At 62.4% G+C, this 24781-nt stretch carries 22 protein-coding genes and 1 pseudogene; 16 read left to right on the forward strand and 7 right to left on the reverse strand.

Annotation, left to right across the window (positions count from 1 at the left end; translation table 11 throughout):
- Position 1 precedes the first annotated feature (1 nt).
- The 5 genes from LRQ04_RS03310 to LRQ04_RS03330 form a co-directional block, all read right to left on the reverse strand.
- Positions 2-1105 carry a Gfo/Idh/MocA family protein gene (locus tag LRQ04_RS03310; RefSeq protein ID WP_235517670.1) on the reverse strand — a complete coding sequence of 368 codons (1104 nt, stop codon included), beginning with the start codon at positions 1103-1105 and terminating at the stop codon, positions 2-4.
- A 47-nt stretch (positions 1106-1152) separates the two neighbouring features.
- On the reverse strand, positions 1153-2052 hold the full coding sequence (locus LRQ04_RS03315) for a carbohydrate ABC transporter permease (RefSeq protein WP_235517672.1): 900 nt from the start codon (positions 2050-2052) through the stop codon (positions 1153-1155).
- Entirely contained in the window at positions 2049-3008 is a 960-nt protein-coding gene (locus LRQ04_RS03320; RefSeq protein WP_235517677.1) for a carbohydrate ABC transporter permease, read from the reverse strand. Before LRQ04_RS03320 ends, LRQ04_RS03315 begins: the two co-directional genes overlap by 4 nt.
- A 2-nt stretch (positions 3009-3010) precedes the next feature.
- Positions 3011-4318 (reverse strand): ABC transporter substrate-binding protein, encoded by a 1308-nt coding sequence (locus LRQ04_RS03325; RefSeq protein ID WP_235517679.1) that lies wholly within the window; start codon positions 4316-4318, stop codon positions 3011-3013.
- A 191-nt stretch (positions 4319-4509) separates the two neighbouring features.
- Positions 4510-5505: a LacI family DNA-binding transcriptional regulator gene (locus LRQ04_RS03330; RefSeq protein ID WP_235517680.1), complete on the reverse strand. Its 996-nt coding sequence runs from the start codon at positions 5503-5505 to the stop codon at positions 4510-4512.
- A 616-nt stretch (positions 5506-6121) separates the two neighbouring features.
- On the opposite strand from LRQ04_RS03330, the gene LRQ04_RS03335 reads away from it, so the two are divergent.
- Both LRQ04_RS03335 and LRQ04_RS03340 read left to right on the forward strand, forming a co-directional pair.
- Positions 6122-7426, forward strand: coding sequence for a reverse transcriptase domain-containing protein (locus LRQ04_RS03335; RefSeq protein WP_235517682.1), 1305 nt, complete (start codon positions 6122-6124; stop codon positions 7424-7426).
- A 100-nt stretch (positions 7427-7526) separates the two neighbouring features.
- Positions 7527-8270 (forward strand): DUF5131 family protein, encoded by a 744-nt coding sequence (locus tag LRQ04_RS03340; RefSeq protein WP_235517684.1) that lies wholly within the window; start codon positions 7527-7529, stop codon positions 8268-8270.
- Here the strand turns inward: LRQ04_RS03340 and tcmP are convergent.
- On the reverse strand, positions 8267-9409 hold the full coding sequence (tcmP, locus tag LRQ04_RS03345) for a three-Cys-motif partner protein TcmP (protein ID WP_235517685.1): 1143 nt from the start codon (positions 9407-9409) through the stop codon (positions 8267-8269). The genes LRQ04_RS03340 and tcmP overlap by 4 nt on opposite strands.
- 282 nt (positions 9410-9691) lie before the next feature.
- Between tcmP and LRQ04_RS03350 the strand changes: the two genes are divergently transcribed.
- The 14 genes and pseudogenes from LRQ04_RS03350 (at position 9692) to LRQ04_RS03415 (ending at position 23438) form a co-directional block, all read left to right on the forward strand.
- The gene (locus LRQ04_RS03350) at positions 9692-10495 is read left to right on the forward strand and encodes a hydroxypyruvate isomerase family protein (RefSeq protein WP_235517686.1); all 804 of its coding nucleotides are present in this window, start codon (positions 9692-9694) and stop codon (positions 10493-10495) included.
- A gap of 80 nt (positions 10496-10575) precedes the next feature.
- A pseudogene (locus LRQ04_RS03355) lies at positions 10576-11460 on the forward strand (2-hydroxy-3-oxopropionate reductase); the annotation flags it as partial.
- 134 nt (positions 11461-11594) lie between these two features.
- Positions 11595-13370 (forward strand): glyoxylate carboligase, encoded by a 1776-nt coding sequence (gcl, locus tag LRQ04_RS03360; protein WP_235517690.1) that lies wholly within the window; start codon positions 11595-11597, stop codon positions 13368-13370.
- Between the two features lie 19 nt (positions 13371-13389).
- Complete coding sequence (locus LRQ04_RS03365) at positions 13390-14559, forward strand: glycerate kinase (RefSeq protein ID WP_235517692.1); 1170 nt, start codon at positions 13390-13392, stop codon at positions 14557-14559.
- Positions 14552-15901, forward strand: a complete 1350-nt coding sequence (gene allB / locus LRQ04_RS03370) for an allantoinase AllB (protein ID WP_235517693.1) — start codon at positions 14552-14554, stop codon at positions 15899-15901. The genes LRQ04_RS03365 and allB overlap by 8 nt, the downstream gene beginning before the upstream one ends.
- Before the next feature lie 10 nt (positions 15902-15911).
- Positions 15912-16676, forward strand: a complete 765-nt coding sequence (locus LRQ04_RS03375; protein ID WP_235517695.1) for a winged helix-turn-helix domain-containing protein — start codon at positions 15912-15914, stop codon at positions 16674-16676.
- A 94-nt stretch (positions 16677-16770) separates the two neighbouring features.
- Positions 16771-17238, forward strand: a complete 468-nt coding sequence (gene bcp, locus LRQ04_RS03380) for a thioredoxin-dependent thiol peroxidase (protein ID WP_235517697.1) — start codon at positions 16771-16773, stop codon at positions 17236-17238.
- Positions 17239-17416: 178 nt separating this feature from the next.
- Entirely contained in the window at positions 17417-18523 is a 1107-nt protein-coding gene (locus LRQ04_RS03385; RefSeq protein WP_235517699.1) for a PP2C family protein-serine/threonine phosphatase, read from the forward strand.
- Positions 18524-18543: 20 nt separating this feature from the next.
- Positions 18544-20520: a glycosyltransferase family 2 protein gene (locus tag LRQ04_RS03390; protein ID WP_235517701.1), complete on the forward strand. Its 1977-nt coding sequence runs from the start codon at positions 18544-18546 to the stop codon at positions 20518-20520.
- On the forward strand, positions 20510-20842 hold the full coding sequence (locus LRQ04_RS03395) for an STAS domain-containing protein (RefSeq protein ID WP_235517702.1): 333 nt from the start codon (positions 20510-20512) through the stop codon (positions 20840-20842). The genes LRQ04_RS03390 and LRQ04_RS03395 overlap by 11 nt, the downstream gene beginning before the upstream one ends.
- On the forward strand, positions 20835-21254 hold the full coding sequence (locus tag LRQ04_RS03400; RefSeq protein WP_235517703.1) for an ATP-binding protein: 420 nt from the start codon (positions 20835-20837) through the stop codon (positions 21252-21254). Before LRQ04_RS03395 ends, LRQ04_RS03400 begins: the two co-directional genes overlap by 8 nt.
- A gap of 186 nt (positions 21255-21440) precedes the next feature.
- The gene (locus LRQ04_RS03405; RefSeq protein WP_235517705.1) at positions 21441-21992 is read left to right on the forward strand and encodes a hypothetical protein; all 552 of its coding nucleotides are present in this window, start codon (positions 21441-21443) and stop codon (positions 21990-21992) included.
- A gap of 88 nt (positions 21993-22080) precedes the next feature.
- Positions 22081-23166: a C2 family cysteine protease gene (locus LRQ04_RS03410; RefSeq protein ID WP_235517707.1), complete on the forward strand. Its 1086-nt coding sequence runs from the start codon at positions 22081-22083 to the stop codon at positions 23164-23166.
- Between the two features lie 8 nt (positions 23167-23174).
- Complete coding sequence (locus tag LRQ04_RS03415; RefSeq protein ID WP_235517708.1) at positions 23175-23438, forward strand: hypothetical protein; 264 nt, start codon at positions 23175-23177, stop codon at positions 23436-23438.
- Between the two features lie 135 nt (positions 23439-23573).
- On the opposite strand, the gene LRQ04_RS03420 is transcribed toward LRQ04_RS03415, so the two are convergent.
- Positions 23574-24668 (reverse strand): alanine--glyoxylate aminotransferase family protein, encoded by a 1095-nt coding sequence (locus LRQ04_RS03420; protein WP_235517709.1) that lies wholly within the window; start codon positions 24666-24668, stop codon positions 23574-23576.
- Positions 24669-24781 lie beyond the last annotated feature (113 nt).

A 24781-nucleotide genomic window follows, 5' to 3' on the forward strand; every position in this document is an offset into this window, starting at 1 on the left:
GTCAGAGGCTCACTTCTCGTTGTTCCTGGGCGGATTTGTAGCAGGCATCGAGCACCAGTGCGCGGCTGAGGGCGAGCGAGCCGTCGTGGCTTCCCCACACGGTTTCGCCGCCGCGCACAGCGGCGACGAAGTCGTCGACGACGGCCTGGTGGGCTCGCCCGGGTTCGGCCACCACTTCGAAGTCGGCATTTTCGCCATCCTTTTCCGTGAAGATGTGCACGTCAGCGACGGGGTTCTCGGAGGCGCCCACCGAGCGCAGGTCCGCTCCGCCGTCGGTCCCGTAAACCGTGAAATCCATGAGGTCCCGCTCGTCCCGGTACGTGGCCCAGCCTGCCTCAAGGATCAAGGTACCGCCGCCTTCCAGCCGGATGAACGCCGAAGCGAAGTCTTCCACTTCAAACTTATGGCTTGCGCTCGACGCCGTATAGCGGGCGTTGCCGCCGAGCCCGCGCGGACCGAGTTCCGAGTGCGTCGAGGCGGAAACGGACAGGACCTTCGGCTCTCCGAGGAGGTGCAGCGCGTAGTCCAGGACGTGCACGCCGATGTCGGCCAGCGGACCACCGCCGGCGAGCGCCGGGTTGGTGAACCAGCTGCCGAGCATGGGAATGCCCTGGCGGCGCAGCCACGACGCCTTGGCGTAGTAGGGGCGGCCGAGCGTCCCGTCGTCGATCACTTTCTTGAGCGCCTGGATGTCGCCGCGGCGGCGGTGGTTGAACGCAACGTCCAGGACGCGTCCGGCCTCACGGGCGGCGTCCACCATCTGCTGACCCTCGACGGCGTTACGCGCCAACGGCTTCTCGCTCAACACATGCAGGCCGCGCTCCAGCGCGGCAATGGAGATGGGCGCGTGGAGGAACGTCGGCACCGCGACGCTGACGGCGTCGAGGTCTTCGAGTTCGATCATGTCTTCCCAGCGGGCGAACGCGTGAGGAATGCTGTACTCCTCTTTCAGCTGGGCAAGAAGTTCCGGCTCCATGCCCGCGACGGCGACGATCTCGACGCCGTCGATGGTGCTGTACGCCTTGAGGTGCTGCTGGCCGGCCCAACCGATGCCCACAACTCCCACCTTGAGGGTTGCGGACGGGGCCTGCTGCTGAATGCTCACGTTGTTCCTGTTCTTTCTGTGGTTACTTCGGATGGCTGAAAGTGGGGTTAGCCCTTGACCGCGCCCGCGGTCATGCCGGACACGATGCGCTTCTGGCAAAGGAGCACCAGGATCACGAGCGGGACGGTGATGATCACCGATGCCGCGCTGATGGTGCCGAGTGGTTGGTCGAACTCGCTGGTTCCGCTGAAGAACGCAATCGCCACCGGAACCGGACGGGCTTCCGGCGAGCTGGTCAGCGTGACGGCCAGGAGGAATTCGTTCCAGACCGAGATGAACACCAGGATCGCCGTCGTTGCCAGGCCAGGGACCGCCAGCGGCAGAATCACCTTGCGGAACGCGACAAACGGGGTGGCGCCATCCATGTACGCGGATTCCTCCAGCTCACGCGGAATCTCCTTGAAGAACGACGTCAGCGTGTAGATCGCCAACGGCAACGCGAACGTCAGCTTCGGGATGATGAGGCCCAGCAATGTGTCGTACAGGCCGATGTCGCGCCAGATGGAGAACATCGGGGCCGCGATGGCGATGGCCGGGAACGTCGTCACCGAGAGGATCAGCGTCAGGATCATCGCCTTGCGGCGCATCTTCAGACGAGCCAGCGCGTAGGCGGCGAAGGACGCGCACACCAGCGCCACTGTTGTAGTCACGACGGCGATAATCACCGAGTTGCGCAACGCCAGGAGGAATTCGGGGTTCTGGAAGACGACGAGGTAGTTCTCGAGGGTCGGCTGGCTCGGGAAGAGCTCGCCTTGGGACAGGCTCGCGCCCTTCTTAAGGGAGGTGTTGACCAGCCAGTAGAAAGGGATGAGCGAGAAGCCCATGACCGCCACAACGAACACCCACACCATGGGATGGAGTTTCGCTTCTCCCCTGAGCCGACGCTTCGGTGACTTGCGCCCGGTGGCGGGTGCCGCCGTCGTGCGTTCTGCAGTCAGCGTGCTCATTGTTCCTCCTTGGCGACGTCGCGGATGTTGCCGCCGCCGAAGCGGATATAGATGACCGAGACCACCATGACGGTGAGGAAGGTCAGGATGGACAGGGCCGAGCCTTCACCCACCAACCGGTTTTCGCGGAGTTCGGTGTAGGCGAGCATGGACATCGATTCGGTGCCGTTGGCGCCGCGGGTGAGGACGAACGGCAGGTCAAATACGCGCAGGGCATCCAGGGTGCGGAAGATTGCGGCGAGGACGATCGCGGGACGCAACAGCGGCAGCGTGATGTGCAGGAAGGTCTGCCATTTGCTGGCGCCGTCGAGTTCTGCGGCCTCGTAGGTTTCCGAGGAGATGACCTGCAGGCCGGCCAGGATGATGAGTGCTGCGAACGGCGTGGTCTTCCAGACGTCGGCGAGGACGATCACGGCCATCGCGTAGCCGTGCTCACCCAACCACACGACGTCGCCACCCGGCAGCCCGAGTGCGGAGAGAACGTTGGTAACCAGGCCGAGGTTGGGCTGGAACATCGTTTGCCAGGTGATGGCGCTGACCACGGTGACAATCGCGTACGGCAGCAGGACCACCGTGCGCAGGACGGCGCGGCCCTTGAACGCGAGGTTGAGCAGCAACGCCATGGCCGTACCGAGGATGAGCTCCAGGGTGACCGAGAGGCCCGCGAAAAGGAAGGTCTGGCCGAAAGCGGCCCACCACTCGTGGCTTGCCAGGGCGTTGATGTAATTTTCCAGGCCGACGAAGCGGGAGAGCCCTGCGGTGCGGACGCTGTACTGGTTCAGGGAGAGCCAGAGTGCGTAGCCGATGGGGACCGCGGCCACGAGGGCCATGAGGATCAGCGACGGTGCGGTCATGCGGAAGGCGAGGCGGCGTTCGGCGCGGTCGCGGGCGTTTGTTTTGGGTGCGCTTGGTGCGTGTGGTGGCGCGCTGCCGGGTTGGATGGTCTTGAGGGCCATGATTAGAAGCTCGCCTTGGCGGTGGTGATTTCCTCGGCCATCTTCTTCACCGCATCCTCAGTGGAGGCGGTGCCGGAGAGGACGGCGTAGACGTTCTTATAGATGGCCTGCGAGATCTGCGGGTACACGGGCGAGATCGGGCGCGGCTTGGCAGCCTTCACCGAGGCGAGGAGTTCGGTAGCGAACGGCATCTTCTGGAGCACCCCCGGGTCCGAGTAGGCTGCCTCATTCACCGGGGCCTGCGAGAAGTCCATAGCAACGTGCTTCTGCCAGTCCGGCGTCGTGGCGAAGTCGATGAAGGCAACTGCCCCAGCCTGGTTGGTGGAGTGTGCGGAGATCGCCAGGTTCCAGCCGCCGAGCACGCCCGAGGCCTTGCCGCCTTCCCAGGCCGGCAGCGGTGCGACGGCGAAGCTGGATGCCAGCGGGGTTGCGTTCAGCAGGCGGTACACGTGCGGCCAGTTGCGCTGGTATCCGAAGTTGCCGGATTCGTAGGCCAGGCGGGCCGGGTCCTCGTTGTAGGTGAGGACGGCGCGGTCAGCTGAGCCGTTCTTGAGGCCCTCGGTCATGAAGTTGAGGACCTCGCGGGTCTCGTCGGAGTCGATCTTGACGTTGCCTTGGTCATCCAGGACTTCCCCGCCTGCGCTGTAGAGCATTTCGAGGAAATTCACCGTGAGGCCCTCGTACTGCTTGCCCTGGTAGACGAACCCGTTGCCCGGGGCCTTAGCGGCTTCCGTGTAGAGCTGCTGCCAGGTCTCCGGCTTGGCCACCTTGTCCTTCTGGTAGTAGATCAGCCCGGCGTTGGTGAAGAACGGCGAGCCCCAGTACTTGTCCTGGTACTTGGTGGTTTCCACTGTGGAGGGAATGAGCCGGTCCTTGTTGGCTTCCACCAGCTTGGTCTGGTCCAGCAGCCAGCCCTGGGAGGCGAACTCGGAGGTCCAGATGACGTCCGTGACGAAGAGGTCGCACTCGGTGGACTTGCCTTCGAGCCGCTGCACGATCTGCGTACGGGCCTCGTCCGTGGTGGCGCCGATCTCGGTGTACTTGGCCGTGACCTTACCGTTCGCCTTGGTGAACGCTTCCGCCGTGCCCTTGTAGATGCCGCTCGCGTCCTTGACGCCGCAGATGTTCACGTTGCCACTGGCATTAGCGCCCGACGACGGATCGGCAGCTGCCGCTTGCTCGGCACCTTGGGGTGCGACTCCCCCGCCGCACGCGCTGAGGAGGAGGGCGGCTGCTAGGGCGGTTGCGGCTAGGGCCGTTTTGTTTGCGGCTTTGTTGTGGAGCGGGAGAGCAGGTCGGTTCAAGTCCACGAGTGGCTCCTTTGGTGACTGTGGTTCGCGGCCGCGGTTGACTGTCCCGCGTCCCGTGCTTGGCTTCGTTGCCGGGGTGCATTGCCGGGCTGTGGAATCGATTCCAAACGTTGCTTGGAAAAACGGCCTTGCGGCCGTGGAATCGATTCCAAAGTAGTGTGACAGGCGCCACGTTGGGCTGTCAACCCTCGTTATTTAGTGGAGTCCCGGATGACGAGTTCGTGCGGGAAGAACGTACGGCCTTTGCGGTGGGCGCCTTCGACTGTCATGCGTTCCAGTAGTTCAGCGAAGGCCGCTCGGCCCATCTCATACGCTGGCTGCCTTACCGTGGTCAGCTCGGGGACGCACATTTCGGCCTGGGCGGAGTCGTCAAAACCCGCCACGGCGATGTCCTGTGGAACTCTTAGACCGGCGTCGGTGAGCTCGCGGACACAGCCAGCGGCGACTACGTCGGTCCCGCAGAAGACTGCGTCCGGGAGCTCTTTTGCTTTGAGGAGCTCCTTGGTGAGGTTCCGGCCGGCGTGGAAACCGAAGTTGCCCTCGCCGGCCAGGATCATGTCCGGCTCCAGCCCTGCCTCCCTGAGCGCCTGGCGGAAGCCCTCTTCCCTGAGCCGACCCGAACGGGCACTCCTATGGGCAAGCATGGCCAGCTTCTTTGCGCCGGAGTCGATCAAGTGTTTGGTGATGTCGTAACCTGCCTGGCGGTCATCGATCGACACTCCGAACGCTGCCTCGGCATCGACGATTTCACAGACCTGGACGACGCTCAACTGTTCAGCGACGATGTTCACGTCCTCATCCGGCATCGTTGGCGAGAAGATCACCAGGCCGTCCACTGAGCCGTTGCGCAGCATGTCCACGAGCTGCTGCTCACGATCCAAGTCCCCGTCAGTGGCTGCGATCAGGCTGACGTAGCCGGAATCCGCGGCGGCGTCGCCTACTCCGCGGAAGACTTCATTGATGACAAGGGAGTCGAGGTTCTTGGCCAAGGCCAGGACGCGCATGGTGCGGTCTCGTCTTAGATCTCGTGCTGAGGCGAGCGGACGGTAGCTGAGCTCCTTTATGGCGGCATTGACCTTTTCCTTGGCCGACGCGCTGACCGCCGAACTCCCGTTCAAGACGCGCGACACCGTCCCCACGGAAACACCCGCAGTCCTGGCGACGTCTTGAACTGTCGGCCGAGCCATTCGTTATCCTTCCGCGAGCTGTTCATGGGCTCGTTCCGCCGAGATCTTGTCGGCGTTCCTCAGCATAGCGGGAGGACGAATGAAGGAGTTCGCAGCCTATCCATTACCCATGGCGGAGCTCTCATTGACCTCGACCCAGAACGAGAGGCGGTGCGGAAATGACGTGGCATACATTTGCGCAGCTTCGCACCTCGGCATATATACTGCCTCTGGGTTCCAAGAGGAACTAGGCTCCCTTCCGTTCGTAGTCGGGTTTTGATTGATCATCACCGACCTACTTGAGGCAGGGTGCGCGAGTGCACTGCCTGCGTGAAGCTCATTTTCTGCATGTGTCGGTGGCCGTCGAGAGGGTTCGTGCAAACGAGCCCTCTCGCTCTTTGGAGGAAGCATGTGGCAACATCTGGAATCTGGAATTGTTCGAGCCGCTAACAGGCAAATTCGTGAGTTCGAAACCTATTCTCGAGCAGTTTTGGACGAGAATAAACGGCGAAAACGCCGAGCTCTGACCCCTTCCCCACTCCTTCAAGTACGGCGCCCAGATCGATGGGCGACCAATCCGGCTTTCAATCCGTATCTCGTCCGAAAACGTGCACCTTCGATCGCACACGCAGTCACGTTGAAACTCAAAAGCGGATCATACCTACCCGGGCGACCTGCAGGTTTTACTGTCCCTAAAGGTAACGGAGAAGATCGCACGGTAAGCACCTTTGCAATTGCCGATGAGGTAATTTCAAAAAGGCTCTACAGCTCGTTGATGCGGAAAAATTCGTCGCGTCTCAGTGGCCATGCATATGCCTACCGTTACGATAGAACGCCCCATGACGCAATATCCCATATTCGCGCAGAGTTCGGACGTGAGCAACGTCTCTTTGTGGCCGAATACGACTTCAGCAGCTTTTTTGACAAGATATCCCATGACTTTCTATGGAATGCGATTGCCGATCTGGGAGTCATCACAACCCCTCTTGAGAGGTCATTGATAGCAGCATTCTTGACTTCCTATCCGCCTAGCTTGGATACAGAAAACCAAGTCAACCCCAAACCCCGCACGCAGGGGCTACCACAAGGAACGTCAATCAGCCTTTTTTTGGCTAACGTTGCTGCATCACAACTAGACCGTTCGTTGGAACGCCTCGGTGTCGGCTTTGCCCGCTACGCAGATGACACTCTCATCTGGAGTCCCAATTATGAAAAAGTTTGCGATGCCGCCGCGGCCCTTCACAGCGCTGCGGATGCCATCGGATCCCCGATCAATGTTGCCAAAAGCCCAGGCGTACGACTGCTCCTACCGGCCGATGCGCAAACGCACGAGATGTCCGGTACCAAGCGCGTTGACTACTTGGGGCACACTCTCGGCCTTCGCTCGACACAAATGAAATCTACGGCAGTTAACCGCATAAAGAGCCGGGTGCAGAACCTGCTTTTTACTAACTTGCTTATGGAGCCTCTGAGAGGCAACCAGAACCTTGATCGACTGACGGCCACGGACCGAGACTATGCAACCTACATTTGGCAACTTCGAAGATATCTTTATGGCCCTCTGAGCGAGAACCAAGTCAGACGATTTCAGCGCGGCTCTGTTCCTGATATGACATTTCAGGGTGCAATGTCATTCTTTCCACTTGTCGATCATGACTCGGAACTTGAGACTCTCGACGTTTGGATTGCGACGCAAACATGGCTTGCCCTCAAGAAGCGTCAGAAGCTTCTGAGCTCGCAAACAGCAAAACAGCCTAGAATGTGGGGCATTAGCCTCGATGAACTCATTCGACTACAACTTCCGTCTGATACAACAGGACAGAATGTTGACCTACGAATCCCGAGTATTCGGCGAATCGCGGGGATTATTCGAACGGCTGTCGATACCTACGGCTTCGGAGCTGCCGCCGATGGAGCGCAGCTGTACCTTTACGAGGACTAGCTGCCAGGCTCTGCGGACGGCCATATGGCCACAGATCGCCTCCTCATGCACTGGCACACAAGCGGTATCGAATATTTGTTCTATCCACTAGGCTTTCGGTGTGTCAGATAGAAGCGCCATAGAGTGGACTGAAACAACTTGGAACCCAACCACAGGCTGCGATCGCATATCGCCTGGGTGCGATAACTGCTACGCACTGACGCTATCCAAAAGACTCAAAGCGATGGGCGCTGCCAAGTATCAACTGGACGGAGACCCCCGAACCAGTGGCCCAGGATTCGGTGTAGCCACCCATCCCGAGGCACTACACGCCCCCTACAAGTGGAAACGCCCTCGCTTGGTGTTTGTAAACTCGATGAGCGATCTCTTCCACGCGAAAGTGCCGCTATCCTTCATTCGCGAAGTCTTCGACGTGATGGCGGACACGCCGCACCACACGTATCAGGTTCTGACCAAGCGCGCACGACGTTTGAATCGAATTGCCGACAAGCTGGAGTGGCCCACAAACTTGTGGATGGGGGTCAGCGTAGAGTCGTCCGGCCAATATGACAGGATTTTAGACCTAGCTGCTGTGCCGGCGAAACGACGCTTCTTGTCCTGCGAACCATTACTTGGACCGCTTCCTGGCCTACCCCTCGACGGCATTGACTGGGTCATTGCTGGCGGTGAGAGCGGTCCGAACGCCCGCCCACTCAACCCAGAGTGGGTACGCGGCGTCAGGGACACATGCGTGTCTACAGGAACCCCCTTTTTCTTCAAGCAGTGGGGTGGTCTCCGAGCAAAGTCAGGAGGCCGAGACTTGGACGGCCGCACATGGGATGAGATGCCCTCCGACTTTGCCTAGTTGGGGTCGACCCAGGCCCGCTGTAGACCCCCAATTGGCACTATCGAAATCACTCCCTCAGTTTTTAGTAATTTGAGGGCCTTTCGAATGTGCGTCTCGCGTGCAAGCCCAAGAGTACGACCAAAAACCTTTTCTAGCTTTTCATCAATCCTAAAACGGCCGAATTTTGAGAGGATAGCCTTGACGTTCTCAGCGATCTCCCGCACCCATTCAGACTCATTGTCAGTAAAGTTAAGACCCGGAAGTTCTTGCTGAGCATTCCCTTGCGAATCGTTTTGTTTTACCAACCACTGTCGCCAGTCTCTCCGCGCGAGGGACATGGACTCGGCCATTTTCCACAGTCCATCATCATGCCGAGTAAACAGGATGAGCTCATAGACGGGCTTCGCTGTCAGCGAGTCGGCGACGTCCGCCGTGATATAGCTACAACCGGTAGCTGTTCCAACTCGATCTGCGAAGCCAACCAAGACCTGCTGAACCCAATCAGGACTTTCCTGAAGGGCTAACTCACGCCACCAGTCGCCACCCAGCGCGCTATCTAGGGCGGCTATCTGGGCATCCTTGGCGGCATAAGCCTTCGGAGACCTCAGGGCACCTGCAATACGCCTGACCGCTTCATATGAGAAATTCATCAGAAGCTCTGTTTTGGGCTGCTGGGGACGGGGCAGGCCGGGATGGTCGCGAGATTTGAGAATTTGAACGATCCTATCGAAGGGAACTGTCAAGCCGAAAGGATCTAGAAAGACGAACAGAGGTTGGCCGCCACTCACAGTCAGCACGCGATCGATATGCTTCTCGACTGGGCCCTGTCTGATCTCGTAAGTGGAGGATTCGACGCCTTTGCTTTTTAGCATGTTCTCAAGTTGCTCACAATGCGCTAACGACTTCTCACTGAAAATCGAATATACGTTTCGGAGTTCCGCCATCGCGACGGCAGTGTCCACTAGGAGCTCTGGAGAACCTGGGTCATTATTGGCGTACCGCCCCGGTCCAGAGTAAGCATCGTATACAACGACTTTGCGGCCGTCTGCAGTTGAGCCTACCTTCCCAGCCCACGCAGGGATGTAGGACTTAAGCAGCTTGTGCTTATAAACAGCAGCGGCTTGTGGAGATTCAAAAAAATTTTTGGTGTCACTCATATGCCCAGCCCTTCCGTCGACAACGCGAGCCTAGAACAAACTTCTGAGCATGAGCGCTAGGCACGCTCGGATCGGCGACAGCACTCCAGAAGCCCTCCTGCATGCCTTTGGTATCCCAAACCCCCACCTCCCCACACGCCCCCTTGACTCACACCCCCACCTTCCCTAAACTTTTCATAAAGCAGAATCTAAATTCCACTAAGCGGAAACTGAGGCCAAGCACCAAGGCAGCAGCCAAGCAGCAGGAAGTTGGATCCAAGCCCCTCCTCGGAAGGACCTACGATGACGTACACAGTGAACTGCTCCATCCTCCTGACGGAGCTGCCCTTGCTCGAGCGCCCCGCCGCCGCGAAGGCAGCTGGTTTTGACGCCGTCGAGTTCTGGTGGCCCTTCGAAACCTCCGTCCCCACCGACGCCCAAGTTACCGAGTTTGAAACAGCCATCAAGGACGCCGGCGTTCAGCTCACGGGCCTGAACTTCAACGCAGGCAACATGCCTGGCGGCGACCGCGGCCTGGTTTCCTGGAAGGGTCGTTGCTCCGAGTTCAAGGACAACATCGACGTCGTCGCCGGCATCGGTGAGCGCCTGGGCTGCAAGGCCTTCAACGCCCTCTACGGCAACCGCCAGGACGAGTTCACCCCTGAAGAGCAGGACGAACTCGCGGCAAAGAACCTCGCCGCAGCAGCGGAAGGCGTCGCACGTATCGGCGGAACTGTCCTCCTCGAGCCGGTGAGCGGCGCACCCAAGTACCCGCTGCTCACCGCCGAAGACGCGCTCAAGGTCATCGCCCGCGTCAAGGCAGAATCCGGCGCACAGAACATCAAGCTCCTCGCCGACTTCTACCACCTGGCAGTCAACGGCGACGACGTCGAATCCGTCATCGAGAACCACGCCAAGGACTTCGGCCACATCCAGATCGCCGACAACCCCGGCCGCGGCGCTCCCGGAACCGGCATGCTCCCCCTCGGCGAATGGATCGCCCGCAGCCGCGAACTCGGCTACGACGGCTACATCGGCCTCGAGTACAAGGAACCGCAGGAATCGGCTTTCAGCTGGGCCATCCGCCAGCGCGCCAACGCCAACTAACGCACGACGGCGGCACTCACCAAGCGGCGGCGCTCACCAAATAGCCCGCACGAGTTAAAACACAGACTTTCAGAAAGAGAACCACAATGAGCAACGTTGCAGTCATCGGCCTCGGAATCATGGGCCTTCCCATGGCCATCAACCTCGTCAAGGCAGGCCACACGGTCACTGGTTTCAACCGCAGCCAGGACAAGATCGACAAGCTCGTCTCCGAGGGCGGTCAGGGTGCCAGCAGCATCGCTGACGCCGTCAAGGATGCCGACGTTGTCATCACCATGGTCCCGGACTCCCCCGATGTTGAGGGCGTAGTCACCGGCAAGGACGGCGTCTTCGCCAACGCGAAGAAGGGAACCCTCTGGATCGACGCCTCCAGCATCCGTCCGGACGTCGCCAAGCGCCTCTCCGAAGAAGCCGTAGAAGCAGGCATCCGCCCCCTCGACGCCCCGGTCTCCGGCGGCGAACAGGGCGCCATTGACGCCGTCCTCTCCATCATGGTCGGCGGCGAGAAGGCCGACTTCGACGCAGCACAGGACGTCCTCAACGCAGTGGGCAAGACCATCGTCCACGTCGGCCCGTCCGGCTCCGGCCAGACCGTCAAGGCTGCAAACCAGCTGATCGTAGCCGTCAACATCCAGGTCCTCGGCGAGGCCATCGCCTTCCTCGAGGCCTACGGCGTCGACACCGACGCAGCACTGAAGGTCCTCGGCGGCGGCTTGGCCGGCTCCAAGGTCCTGGACCAGAAGGGCCAGAAGATGCTCGACCGCAACTTCGACCCCGGCTTCCGCCTCGCCCTCCACCACAAGGACCTGGGCATCGTCACCTCCGCAGCCCGTGAAGCCAACGTCGCGGTCCCGCTCGGCGCAGTCGTCGCGCAGCTCGTCGCCGCAACCGTCAACCAGGGCGACGGCGGACTGGACCACTCGGGCCTCTTCAAGCAGGTCCTCCAGCTCAGCGGCCGCAAGTAAGCCAAGGCGCTAAAGCGCCAAAGAAACAAACAGCAGGGAACCCGCCGTCGTACATCAAAAACGACGGCGGTTCCCTCACCACACCCAAAAACACCACAGACTTGGCCCGCAAGGGCAAAACCAAGGAGTACACCATGGCAAAGATGCGCACCGTTGATGCGGCAGTAGCCATCCTGGAAAAGGAAGGCGCAACCGAAGCTTTCGGTCTGCCCGGCGCAGCGATCAACCCCTTCTATTCAGCAATGCGTGCCCACGGCGGCATCCGCCACACGCTGGCCCGCCACGTTGAAGGCGCCAGCCACATGGCTGACGGTTACAGCCGCGCAGCTGATGGCAACATCGGCGTCTGCATCGGCACCTCCGGCCCCGCGGGCACGGACATGATCACGGGCCTGTACGCAGCCCAGGCCGACTCGATCCCGATGCTCTGCATCACCGGCCAGGCACCTGTTGCCAAGCTGCACAAGGAAGACTTCCAGGCTGTGGACATCGAGTCCATCGCCAAGCCGTTGACCAAGTTCGCCATGACCATCCTGGAGCCGGGCCAGGTTCCCGGCGCGTTCCAGAAGGCTTTCCAGCTGATGCGCTCGGGTCGTCCGGGCCCGGTCCTGCTGGACCTGCCCATCGATGTTCAGATGGCTGAAATCGAGTTCGACATTGACGCCTATGAGCCCCTGCCCATCGAGAAGCCCAAGGCTTCACGCAAGCAGCTGGAAAAGGCACTGGACCTGCTGACCGAGGCCAAGCACCCGCTGATCGTTGCCGGTGGCGGCATCATCAACGCCGGCGCTTCGGCCCAGCTGGTTGAGCTGGCCGAGATCCTGAACGTACCTGTTATCCCCACGCTGATGGGCTGGGGCGCCATCCCGGACGACCACCAGCTGATGGCCGGCATGGTTGGCCTGCAGACCTCGCACCGCTACGGCAACGAGAACTTCCTGCAGAGCGACTTCGTGATCGGCATCGGCAACCGTTGGGCCAACCGCCACACAGGCGGCCTGGACACCTACACGGCTGGCCGCAGGTTCGTGCACATCGACATTGAGCCCACCCAGATCGGTCGCGTTTTCTCCCCGGACCTGGGCATTGCGTCCGATGCCGGTGCGGCGCTGGACGGTCTGTTGGAGCTGGCCCGCGAGCGCCAGGCAGCTAAGACCCTGCCGGACTACTCGGGCTGGGTTGCCGAGTGCCAGGAGCGCAAGGGCTCCCTGCACCGCAAGACCAACTTCGACAACGTGCCGATCAAGCCGCAGCGCGTGTACCAGGAGATGAACAAGGCTTTCGGCCGCGACACCACCTACGTGTCCACCATTGGCCTGTCGCAGATCGCCGGTGCGCAGATGCTGCACGTGTTCGGTGCTCGCAAGTGGATCAACGCTGGCCAGGCCGGCCCGCTGGGTTGGACCGCTCCCGCTGCGCTGGGCGTTGTTCGTGGCACCCCGGACGCCACCGTTGTTGCCCTGTCCGGTGACTACGACTTCCAGTTCATGATCGAGGAACTGGCCGTGGGCGCACAGTTCAACCTGCCGTACATCCACGTTGTGGTGAACAACAGCTACCTGGGCCTGATCCGTCAGAGCCAGCGCGGTTTCAACATGGAGCAGAACGTTTCCCTGGCGTTCGAGAACATCAACTCCCCGGAGACCAACGGCTACGGCGTGGACCACATCAAGGTTGCCGAGGGCTTGGGCTGCAAGGCCATCCGCGTTGAGGACCCCAACGACCTGCCTGCCGCTTTCGACAAGGCCAAGGCACTGATGGGCGAGTTCAAGGTTCCCGTGGTTGTTGAAGTGATCCTGGAAAAGATCACCAACATCTCCATGGGTGTTGAGATCAACGGCGTGAACGAGTTCGAAGAGTTGGCAGAGACCGCGGCAGACGCACCTACCGCGATCCTGACCAAGGCTTAAAGGAAGAGGAGGCACCGGAATGCGTGTTGTCATCGCCCCGGACAAATTCAAGGGCTCGCTGTCCGCGCCCGACGTCGCTGAGCATCTCGCAACAGGACTGCTCGCCGGCTACGGACAGGGCAACTTTGAAGCAACACGCATTCCGGTGGCCGACGGCGGCGAGGGAACAATCGACGCCGCCATCGGCTCCGGCTTCACCCGCCGGACCACCACGGTCACCGGTCCTCTGGGCGAACCCGTGAAAGCGGACTTCGCCATCAAGGACCAGGAAGCTGTCATCGAAATGGCGGCAGCTTCCGGCCTGGCTCTCCTCCCGGAGGGCCCCAGCAGCGTCACGGCCAAGAAGGCCAACAGCATCGGCACGGGCGAACTCATCCGCGCCGCGCTGGACCTCGGATGCCGCAAGATCATCCTGGGTGTCGGCGGCAGCGCCAACACCGACGCCGGAGCCGGAGTCCTGCAGGGCCTGGGCGCCGTGTTCCTGGACAAGAACGGCAACGAGCTCCCCGGCGGCGGCGCAGCCCTCGCCCAGGTGGAAAGCATCGACTTCTCCAACTTCGACGTCCGCATCGAAGCGACAGAATTCGTGTTGGCGTCCGACGTCGACAATCCCCTTTTGGGGGCCAGTGGCGCCCCAGCCATCTTCGGTCCGCAGAAGGGCGCGACGCCGGACGACGTCACCGAACTCGATGCGGCGCTGAGCCACTTCGTGGACGTGCTCGCAGCCGCAACCGGGCAACACGCCAAGTTTGCGGCCAAAGCAGAGGGTGCTGGAGCGGCGGGCGGCGTTGGCTACATTGCCATCGCGGCCCTGAAGGCAGAGCGGCGGCCGGGCATCGACGTCGTTCTTGAATTCACTGGACTGGAACACAAACTGAAGGGCGCAGACCTGGTGATCACCGGTGAAGGCAGCCTGGACGAGCAAAGCCTGCTCGGCAAGACCCCCATGGGTGTGTCCCGGGCAGCAAGCAAAGCCGGGGTTCCCGTGATCGCAGTGTGCGGCCGGAGTACCCTGAGCCGGGAACAACTCACGGACGCAGGCTTCCACACGGTCCATGCCCTGACCGACCTGGAAAAAGATGTCCAAAAATGTATCGCAGAAGCAGGTCCGTTGCTTGAACAATTAGGGAAGCACATAGGCGTGTATCTGGCGGAACGGACCGAAAACAAGGAGTACCTCAATGTCTGAAGCAATCGGCGCCTATGACCTCGTTATCCGGGGCCAGCGCATCCTCACCACCGCAGGCATCGCAGCCCGCGAAGTTGGCATCCGCGACGGTGTTATCGTCGCAATCGAACCGCTCGGCAACGGCCTGACCGGAACCGAGGTCATCGAACTCGCAGACGACGAAACGCTTCTCCCCGGCCTGGTGGACACCCACGTCCACGTCAACGAGCCCGGCCGCACCGAGTGGGAGGGCTTCGCCTCCGCCACCCGTGCCGCTGCCGCCGGTGGCGTGACCACCATCATCGACATGCCCCTGAACTCCATCCCGCCCACCACCAGCGTGGACGGCCTGGAGCAGAAGCGCGTCGTCGCCAAGGACCAGGCATTCGTTGACGTCGGATTCTGGGGCGGCGCCATTCCGGGCAACAAGAGCGACCTCCGCCCGCTGCACGACGAAGGCGTGTTCGGCTTCAAGTGCTTCCTCCTCCACTCCGGCGTGGACGAGTTCCCGCACCTCGATGCAGACGAGATGGAAGAGGACATGGCTGAGCTCAAGTCCTTCGACTCACTCATGATCGTGCACGCAGAGGACTCCCACGCTATCGACCGCGCCCCGCACCCCGGCGGTGACCACTACGAGACCTTCCTCGCCTCCCGCCCCCGCGGCGCGGAGAACAAGGCAATCGCCGAGGTCATCGAACGTGCCCGCTGGACCGGCGCCCGCGCCCACATCCTGCACCTCTCCTCCTCGGACGCGCTGCCCATGATCGCCTCGGCAAAGCGCGACGGCGTCAACCTCACCGTTGAGACGTGCCCGCACTACCTGACGCTCATGGCCGAAGAAATCCCCGACGGCGCCACGGCCTACAAGTGCTGCCCGCCCATCCGTGAGGCCTCCAACCGCGAGCTCCTCTGGAAGGGCCTGCAGGACGGCACCATCGACTGCATCGTCTCGGACCACTCCCCCTCCACCCTTGATCTGAAGGACCTAGAGAACGGTGACTTCGCTGTGGCGTGGGGCGGCGTTTCCTCACTGCAGCTGGGCCTGTCCCTGATCTGGACCGAAGCCCGCCACCGCGGCATCCCGCTGGAACAGGTCGTCTCCTGGATGGCCGAGAAGCCTGCAGCCTTGGCACGCCTGCACAACAAGGGCCAGCTGGCACTGGGCTACGACGCCGACTTCTCCATCTTCGCCCAGGACGAAGCGTTCGTTGTGGACGTCAGCAAGCTCAAGCACAAGAACCCGATCACGCCGTACGACGGCCGTCCCCTGGCCGGCGTCGTCCGCAAGACCTACCTGCGCGGCACCCCGATCGACGGCCAGAACCCCGGCGGCAAGCTGCTCCGCCGCGGCAACGTTTAGGCCCACCGCCATGGCAGTCAATGCCTACGGGCCACCGCCGTCCCGCGGCACCGCCTCGCGCGGTGCCGCGGGCCGGCGGCCGGGCCTGCACGAACGCAACGGTCTGACAGCCCACGGGCTGGCGCTCTGGGTCAACCCGGCCGAGGGCGACGACATTGATCCCGAAATCTGGGAACGGGCAGCCCGCCTGGTGCTGGCCCGTGCCATCAAACTTGCCCCGGAGGCGGAAGTCCGCATCTGGCCCGCCATCGGGGCAGAACACTCCGGCGTCGGCGACACTTCCTGGGGCGGCACTCCGCAGGAAGCCGCCGACGCCGGTACCAAGTCGGCGGCGACCGTGACACTCGCGGACGCCCTCGCCGAGGCACGCAGCAGCAACCGTTCCGACGGCGACCAGTCACCGTCAGCGGGCGACAGCACCGCCGTCGAGCCCGTAACGTTGGCGAGCCGCCGCAGCCAACTTGCGGTGGACCTCGCCGCTGAAGTAGTGCTGCTGGACGGGGAGCCGGTTTCCTTTACTGGCATGGAATACAAGCTGCTGCGCTACCTCGTGGTGAACTGCTCCCGCGCCATTGCACGTGAAGAATTGCAACGCTTCCTGGAGTCATTTGACCTCCCGGGGGCGGCATTTCGCTCGATCGACGTTTATGTTGGAAGGGTTCGGCGGAAGCTCGGCTCTGCCCGACACACTGTCGCCACCGTCCGTGGTGGCGGCTACCAGTTCGTGCCAGGGCCTTATGCCACAGTGCGCGGACCTGCGGAATACAGCATCTGATTTCGCTGTTCTACTTCATTGACTTCGTTCTTTGAATGATCGCTGTTGTTTGAAATGACCGCCGGTGCACACCGGTTGAATGTAAAGGATCGCCATGACCCAGAAACTCCTCGTCGGAACGCAAGCACCTGATTTCGCGCTTCTCGACGCCGACGGCACCAAGGTCTCGCTGTCCGACTACCGCGGACGCAACGTCATTGTGTACTTCTACCCCAAGGCCGCCACTCCCGGCTGCACCACCGAAGCCTGCGACTTCCGTGACAACCTGGCCAGCCTGCAGGGCAAGGGCTACGAAGTCATCGGAATCTCCCCCGACGGCCCCGAGGCCCTCGCCAAGTTCACCGGCGAATTCGCGCTGACCTTCCCGCTGCTCTCCGACGAAGACCACAAGGTTGCCCTGGCCTACGGTGCCTGGGGCGAGAAGCTGGTAGACGGCGAAATCGTCGAGGGCATCGTCCGCTCCACCGTTGTCCTGGATGGCGAAGGCACAGTCCAGCTCGCCCAGTACCAGGTTTCTGCGCAGGGCCACGTCCAGGCGCTGAAGGAAGAGCTGGGCGTCTAACCCTCTCTCACGTCCCGCCCGCTTAAGCGCGACGTTCTCTCACGTCCCGCCCGCTTGAGCCGATCGCTCACTCACATAACTGCACAAAATCTGTAACGCCCGCTCACCTCTGTGCGCGGGCGTTACATATGTCATGACTAAACGTGACAAATAGCCAGCAGCATTAGTTAATGGAGCCATGGTCTCAACCTCGTCCCCGCGCCAAGCCGTCGTCGTCGAAGATGACGCCGACATCCGTGGGCTCCTCGTCCTCATCCTTGAGCAGCTCGACTTCGTCGTGACCGAGGCGTCCGACGGCCTGTCCGGCGTCGAAGCCGTCCGGAACACCAACGCCGAACTGGTCACGCTGGACATCAACCTCCCCGACATCGACGGCATGGAAGTGTGCCGTCGGCTGCGGGAGTTCTCCGACGCTTATGTCCTGATGCTCACAGCCCGCGCGGACGAGATCGACCGGCTCAACGGCCTGGACACCGGCGCGGACGACTACATCAGCAAGCCCTTCAGCCCCAAGGAAGTCCAGGCCCGCATCCGCGCCCTCTTCCGCCGCGCGCGCACGCCCGCTGCGCCCGCCGAGGACCAGCGCCAAGTCGACGAACTCGAACGGGCCGCCGTCGTCCAGCAGAGCCTCCTCCCCCGGGAGACCGTCCGAGTGGAAGGGTACGACGTCGCTGGTGCCTTCCGCCCGACCCGCAGCGTGGGCGGGGACTTCTATGACTGGTACCAGACCAGCGACGGCATGCACCTGACGTTCGCCGACGCCATGGGCAAGGGAATGGGCGCGGCCCTGATCGCAGCGACTGTCCGGGCCGTAATGCGGTCGGTGGCGGACACCCCGGCGATCGCCGATGCGTTCGGCTCGGCCAGCGCCACCATCACCTCTGACCTTGACCAGTCGGGCTCATTCGTCACCATGTTCCACGCCCGCCTGGACAGCGCCTCCGGAAAGCTCAGCTATATCGACGCCGGTCACGGCCTTGCGCTGTACGTTCCGGCTGACGGGGCGGCTCAGCGGCTGGTCTCGGCCGGCCCGCCGGTAGGCATACTCGACGACCAGCTCTGGCCGGCCGCGGAACTTGAGCTGGAGCCCGGAGATTCCCTGGTGATCGTGAGCGACGGGGTGCTCGATGCCCACGATTCGCTGGAAGAGTTCGTGATTAACGTCGAAAAGGTCACACGCAACGGAGCTACCTCGGACGAGGTGTGCGCCGCCCTTCTGGAGCTGGCACCCGCTGCAACCGCCGAAGATGACGTGACCGCCGTCGTCGTTCGCCGTAAACGCTGAGCCACAGAAAAGGGGGGATTTTGACACGTTTCTGGACCCGGCTGCTGGTTGTCCTCACGGTCATTTTGGGCGTCAACTACGTGGCGTGGCGTTGGTACGCATCACTGAACTGGGATGCGTGGTGGATCGCCGTTCCGCTGGTCATCGCTGAAACGTACAGCCTGATCGATGTGATGCTCTTCGGCCTCACGGTGTGGAACCTCAAGATCCGCAAACCGCCACCCACGGCACCCGCCGACGCCACAGTGGACGTCTTCATCACCACCTACAACGAACCGCTGGACCTGGTCCTGACCACAGCCCTGGCAGCTAAGGACATCAGCTGGCCGCACAGCACCTGGATCCTCGACGACGGCAACCGCCCAGAGATGCGCGAACTCGCCGACACCCACGGGATCGGCTACGTGACGCGCGGTGCGGATTGGACCCCTGACATGCCGCGGCACGCCAAAGCAGGAAACCTGAACAATGCGCTCATGGTCACCTCGGGCGAGTACCTGCTGATCCTCGACGCCGACCAGATCCCGGAACCGGACATCCTGGACAAGACGCTGGGCTACTTCAACGATGACCGGGTGGCGCTGGTCCAGACGCCGCAGTACTTCATAAACGTCCCCGCCGACGATCCCCTGGGCAGTCAGGCACCCCTGTTCTACGGCCCCATCCAACAGGGCAAGGACGGCTGGAACGCGGCCTTCTTCTGCGGCTCCAACGCGATCCTGCGCCGCGAAGCCCTGATGCAGCTGGGATTGGTGGGTTACGTCAAAGCCACGGAGAAGAGTGTCCGGCGGGCATTGAGCGCCTCCAAGCAGGCCATCAAGAAGGCCCGGCGCTCGGAGGAGGCCCGTAACCCGCTGGTGGAGCAGATGCTCAACGAGGTGGAGGCCGCCACCACGGCAGCCCAACAGGAACTTGACGCGCGGGTGTCCCTCAGCGAGATCACCTACCGTGTGCGACGCAAAGTGGACGACGCCGTTCGCACCCTGGTCGCCGCGGACTTCTCCGCACTGCAGTCCGACCTCGAAGAAATCGCGGCGATGGAACTTGCCCACGTCGGCGAAGGTGGCGTCACCACTGTGGCGACTGACGCCGTCGACCGCATGTCCGGGCGCGACTGGTCGCCCTTGGGCGCGCTCGAATCGGTCCACGCCGTCCTGGAAGCCATCTCCGTGGAACGCACCGATGAAGCCCAGCCGATCATGCCGCTGGCAACCATCTCGGTCACCGAGGACATGGCTACGGCAATGCGCATCCACGGGCTCGGCTGGAAGAGCGTGTACCACCACGAAATCCTGGCCAACGGCCTCGCGCCCGAGGACCTCAAAACCATGCTCACCCAGCGACTCCGCTGGGCACAGGGCACCATGCAAGTCCTGCTTCGCGAAAACCCGCTGGTGCAACGGCGCTTGTCCTGGGGCCAGCGACTCATGTACTTCTCCACCATGTGGACCTATCTCAGCGGGTTCGCGGCCGTGGTCTACTTCGCCGCGCCCATCATCTACCTGACGCTCGGCATCCTCCCCGTGAGCAGCCTCAGCTGGGACTTCTTTATTCGCTTCATCCCGTTCATGGTGGTCAACCAGCTCCTGTTTGTGGTGGCCGGGCACGGGATCCCCACCTGGCGCGGGCAGCAGTACAGCCTTGCGCTGTTCCCCACGTGGATCAAGGCATGCACGACGGCGGCCCGCAACGTTTGGTTCGGACGTCCCCTCGGGTTCGCGGTCACCCCCAAAGCACGCCAGAGCGGCGGACCGAGTTGGAGCCTCATCCGCCCGCAGATCACGGTGGCTGTCCTGTTGGCTGTGGCGATGGTGGTCGGTATCGCCCGCCTGCTGACCGGGCTTTCCGAACCGTTGGGAACCCTGGTGAACGTGGCGTGGGTAGCGTTCGACCTGGTTGTCCTGAGCGTGCTGGTCAAGGCAGTTTTGTACAAGGGTTTCGTGCCTGAGGATGTTGGGCCCAAGCGCCCGGAGGAAAGGAATGCAGATGCAGTTTAGCTATGAGGTCAAGGACACCTACGCGGAAGTGAAGAGCGTTGGGCGCTTGAACATGGTGGCCGCGCCCAAACTCCGCGAGGTAGTGAACGAGGTTGTGGCCGGTGGCTCCAACCGCGTGGTGGTGAACCTGGCCGAGACCAACTTCATGGACTCGTCCGGGCTGGGCGCACTGATCGGTTGCCTCAAAGCAGCACGCCAGGCCGGCGGCGACCTGCGCATCGCCGCAGTTCAGCCGCAGGTGAAGATGGTCCTCGAGTTGACCAACATGGACCGCGTGCTCACGGCCTACCCTTCGGCTGAGGAAGCATTCGGCGATGACTGACGTGATCGCCCGCCGGGGGTTCCACGGGCCTTCCACCGGGGAAGCAATCGAGTCCATCCACAACGAACTGGATGCCTTGTGGGACGATGCTTCCTTCGTGCCCGATATGGACCGGATGACTTTCGCGACCGCCGTGATCGAAGCCGCCGCCAACATTGTGCAGCACGCGTTGCCGGCGGCAGAGAAGCCTGTGGAGATCGACGTCGACATCAGCGTCCGTCCCAGCCGACTGGTGGCCAGGGTGAGCGCCTTCAACGCCCGCGAGCCGTTCGCCGACGACATGCAGGCGTCCATGCCGGATTCTGAGGCGGAGTCCGGGCGGGGGCTGGCATTGATCGAGGCACTGGTGACCACGGTGACGTTCGAGCGCCAGGACGGCACCAACACCTGGATCCTGACCCGCAACACCTGACCCTCCCTCACATCCCACCCCCTTCAACCCAACCCTCACTCACACCCCACCCCCTTCAACCCAACCCTCACTCACACCCCACCCCCGAAGCCGTCGGAGGGGTGTTCTGCCCATCGCCGCCGGAAGGCATGTGTGACACCATTCGGTGAGTACCGCCGTCGAGCGTTTTATGAAGTTGGGGGAACCATGCGCAGGACCGCGCAGCGAAACTTGCAGCTGGCAGCTGCGCTTTTGGGGTGCGCGGCGGCATTGTCCAGCTGCGCCGCAACCCCGGACGGCCCCACCCGGAAACCGAGCTCTGCGCCGCCGGTCACGGCCGCGCCGGCATCGCTCGCGGAGAGCACCATCAAGTACGACGCCCTGACCAAAGAGCTCGTCGAGGCCTTGGAAGCCAAAATGCCCGGCCTCACGTGGGCCCCGGACGATCCCTCCAGCGTGACGAACAGCAAAGACGGCACGTGCATCTTCCATCCGCAAAGTTTGAAAAGCAGCGCGGACATCGTGGAGCCGTCCAAAAACTTCGAGGCTGTTTTCGACGCGGCGGACCCCGTCCTGGAAAAGTACGGCTTCCCGGCATTCGGCGGAACTGACCCCGTTCCGGGTGGCTGGGTGGTGGCCCGCAGCACCGACGGCACTGGCGCGACCATCACCATCGAATCGAAGAGCCCCGCCTTCCTGAGCATGACGGTCCCGGTCACGGCCGAAAGTTGTGCCGGCACGGCCACCCCCACGGGCTGACAGGGAAGTTCTATCCATCGCGTCCGGCGGGCCACACGGTTACGGTGACCTTGGCTTCATGGCCACAACATTCAAGGGGGACGGGACAATGCCGGGATTCTACGGTGCTGATGTTGAACAGTTGCGGACATTGGCCAAAACCATGTCCCGGCACTCCGAGCGAATGACCTCGCTGTCCCAGGAACTGGGAAGCCTCATCGCCAACGCCCGCTGGGACGGCAAGGATGCTGCGATATTCCGGGCGTCGTGGAACTCCGAGCACCGGCCCATGCTGGTGAGGATCTCCGCCGAGCTACGGGACCAGGCCACGGAATTGGCCCGGAACGCGGACGAGCAGGACAAGTCCAGCTCGGGATCTTCGGGCTCCGATCGTTCCGGGCGGGGCGACTCCAACCCACCCGGCGACCCCGGGCCCCTGAACCCGGACACGGCCGACGTCGATGTTCCCGGCGATGTTCGCAAAGACCCCGACGCCGGCAACCCCAGTGATATCCGCCAGGGCCAGATCGGTGATTGCTGGCTGCTGGCCGGGATGGGTTCGGTGGCCCAGGAATTGGAACGCCAAAGCAAATTGGATGAGTTCCTGGAATCGCATATGCGTCCCGTCGGCGACCCGCCAACGCACTGGGTGGTCACCCTTTATGAGGACGGCGAACCCGTGGAGGTGACTGTGGAGGCCAAGTCCACGGAGGGCGGCGTGCGCGGCGCGGACGGTGAGCCGAACTGGTTGTCCATCTACGAACGCGCTGCCGCTGAGCATCGGGGCGGATCCTACGATGACATCGACGGCGGCTACAGCAACGAAGCCATGGAGCTGATGACCGGAAAGTCCGCGGATAAGGACGGGGAGCTGAACCTGGACGACATCGAGGACAAACTTTCGGACGGCAAAGCGGTCTCCGTAGGCACCGAAGATGTGAAAGACGACGACTTCGACTGGTTCTGGGAATCTGAAGAGGTCAACCGCACAGATGTGGTCCCCAACCACGCGTACATGGTGGTGGATGTGAAAACCAACGACGACGGCCAGAAGGTCATCGTGCTGGCCAACCCATGGGGGCCTTCAGGCGGTTACATGGAGGGCGATAGCGACCACAAGTCCGGGACGCTGGAACTGACCGAAGATGAGTACAAGGAAAACTTCGATTCCGTGTACTCCGTGGATGTGAAATAGGGATGACCATGGAACAGCTGGTAACCGTGAAGCAAGGAATGCAGCCCACCTTCGACGGCGTGCATGTAGGCGTGGTGAAGATCGGCATCGCGGAAGGAGCTCCTGCCGTGCAGTTCTGGATCCGGACGGCAGAGGAGGAACGGAAGCAGGCCTTCCGGGAGGGCCAGTCCGTCACCCTGCCCGGCGCGGGGATCCTCACCGTCACCGGGATCCAGCCCGACGACGACTCGGCCCTCGCCTCGGTGACGTTGAAGTACGACGCCGGGACGTAAGAGAGCGTCACCCCCAAACAGGCGGGACGTGAGCGAGCGTCACGCCCAAACAGTCGGGACGTGAGAGAGCGTTACCCCCAAACAGGCGGGATGTGAGAGAGCGTTACCCCCAAGCAGGCGGGACGTGAGAGAGCGTCAGGCTTTGGCGAGGGCCTCTTTCAGGGCGCCCAGCACCAGTGTCACCGACGCACTGTTGGCGTTGGGGCCCATCATGCCGATCCGCCACACCGTGTCCGCGTATTCCCCCACCCCAGAGCCAATTTCCATGCTGAAGTGCTTCAAAAGGTAGGCGCGCACGGCAGCCGAGTTCACGCCGTCGGGCACTTTGACGGTGGTGAGGCTCGGCAACCGGGAACCTTCGGCGGCGAACAGTTCCAGCCCCATCTCCTGCAGCCCGTTCTGCAACGCGTCACCAGCGGCGCGATGCCGGGCCTGAACAACGTCCAGCCCTTCGGCGAGGATGCGGTCCAATGCAGCTTCCAGGCCGGCGATCATGGTGACCGGCGCTGTGTGGTGGTAGGTCCGGGCACCGCTGGCCGCGCCGACGTAGCCACCGAGCAGCCCAATATCGAGGTACCAGGAACGCGGATCCTTGACGCGGCGTTCGAACGCGCGGTCGGACACCGTGAACGGCGACAATCCCGGCGGGACGCCTAAGCACTTCTGCGTGCCCGCGTATCCGACGTCGATCCCCCAGTCGTCTGCCAGGAGCTCCAACCCACCGATCGATGTGACGGCGTCCGTAATCAGGAGAGCGTCGCCCTTTCCGGCACCGAGGGCGGCGATGTCGGAGATCACGCCTACGGACGTCTCTGCGTGGACCGCCGCGATCACTTTCGGATGAGGGTGTGCCGAGAGGACCCTGTCAGCATCGATGGGCTGCCCCCATTCGTGATCGACGCGGACCACTGTTGCCCCGCATCGTCGGGCGACCTCACACATCCGCGCCCCGAAAAGGCCGTTGACAGCGATCACTGCCACGTCGCCGTCGGACACGGTGTTCACGAAAGCCGCTTCCATCCCGCCAGAACCAGTAGCGCTCAATGGCAGCGTTCGCGCATTGGTGGTCCCCCACACTGTACGGAGGCCCTCGCAGGTGTGGTCCAGACGCTCGATGAACACTGGGTCCAGGTGGCCTAGCACGGGGTACGCCAAGGCGGCCATGGCTTCGGGGTAGCAATTGCTCGGGCCGGGACCGAACAGGAACCTGGACGTCAGAATGTCTGGCATGTGGAACTCCTTCAGCTGGTAGTGGTCATTCTGCCCCAGCGTGGTGGGAGGCGCGAACCGCAGCTTCCCTGAACGCATCCCCAGGATCGCCCAAGGTGAAAATGCTAAGGTTG

Source organism: Paenarthrobacter sp. AR 02 (assembly GCF_021538675.1).
Taxonomy (GTDB): domain Bacteria; phylum Actinomycetota; class Actinomycetes; order Actinomycetales; family Micrococcaceae; genus Arthrobacter.

What these genes read in the sequence shown, in the direction of transcription:
- LRQ04_RS03315 (WP_235517672.1), bottom strand. Translation starts at nt 2,052, where the DNA reads ATGAGCACGCTGACTGCAGAACGCACGACGGCGGCACCCGCCACCGGG.
- LRQ04_RS03320 (WP_235517677.1), bottom strand. Translation starts at nt 3,008, where the DNA reads ATGGCCCTCAAGACCATCCAACCCGGCAGCGCGCCACCACACGCACCA.
- LRQ04_RS03330 (WP_235517680.1), bottom strand. Translation starts at nt 5,505, where the DNA reads ATGGCTCGGCCGACAGTTCAAGACGTCGCCAGGACTGCGGGTGTTTCC.
- tcmP (WP_235517685.1), bottom strand. Translation starts at nt 9,409, where the DNA reads ATGAGTGACACCAAAAATTTTTTTGAATCTCCACAAGCCGCTGCTGTT.
- LRQ04_RS03350 (WP_235517686.1), top strand. Translation starts at nt 9,692, where the DNA reads ATGACGTACACAGTGAACTGCTCCATCCTCCTGACGGAGCTGCCCTTG.
- gcl (WP_235517690.1), top strand. Translation starts at nt 11,595, where the DNA reads ATGGCAAAGATGCGCACCGTTGATGCGGCAGTAGCCATCCTGGAAAAG.
- LRQ04_RS03365 (WP_235517692.1), top strand. Translation starts at nt 13,390, where the DNA reads ATGCGTGTTGTCATCGCCCCGGACAAATTCAAGGGCTCGCTGTCCGCG.
- allB (WP_235517693.1), top strand. Translation starts at nt 14,552, where the DNA reads ATGTCTGAAGCAATCGGCGCCTATGACCTCGTTATCCGGGGCCAGCGC.
- LRQ04_RS03375 (WP_235517695.1), top strand. Translation starts at nt 15,912, where the DNA reads ATGGCAGTCAATGCCTACGGGCCACCGCCGTCCCGCGGCACCGCCTCG.
- bcp (WP_235517697.1), top strand. Translation starts at nt 16,771, where the DNA reads ATGACCCAGAAACTCCTCGTCGGAACGCAAGCACCTGATTTCGCGCTT.
- LRQ04_RS03385 (WP_235517699.1), top strand. Translation starts at nt 17,417, where the DNA reads ATGGTCTCAACCTCGTCCCCGCGCCAAGCCGTCGTCGTCGAAGATGAC.
- LRQ04_RS03395 (WP_235517702.1), top strand. Translation starts at nt 20,510, where the DNA reads ATGCAGTTTAGCTATGAGGTCAAGGACACCTACGCGGAAGTGAAGAGC.
- LRQ04_RS03400 (WP_235517703.1), top strand. Translation starts at nt 20,835, where the DNA reads ATGACTGACGTGATCGCCCGCCGGGGGTTCCACGGGCCTTCCACCGGG.
- LRQ04_RS03405 (WP_235517705.1), top strand. Translation starts at nt 21,441, where the DNA reads ATGCGCAGGACCGCGCAGCGAAACTTGCAGCTGGCAGCTGCGCTTTTG.
- LRQ04_RS03410 (WP_235517707.1), top strand. Translation starts at nt 22,081, where the DNA reads ATGCCGGGATTCTACGGTGCTGATGTTGAACAGTTGCGGACATTGGCC.
- LRQ04_RS03415 (WP_235517708.1), top strand. Translation starts at nt 23,175, where the DNA reads ATGGAACAGCTGGTAACCGTGAAGCAAGGAATGCAGCCCACCTTCGAC.
- LRQ04_RS03420 (WP_235517709.1), bottom strand. Translation starts at nt 24,668, where the DNA reads ATGCCAGACATTCTGACGTCCAGGTTCCTGTTCGGTCCCGGCCCGAGC.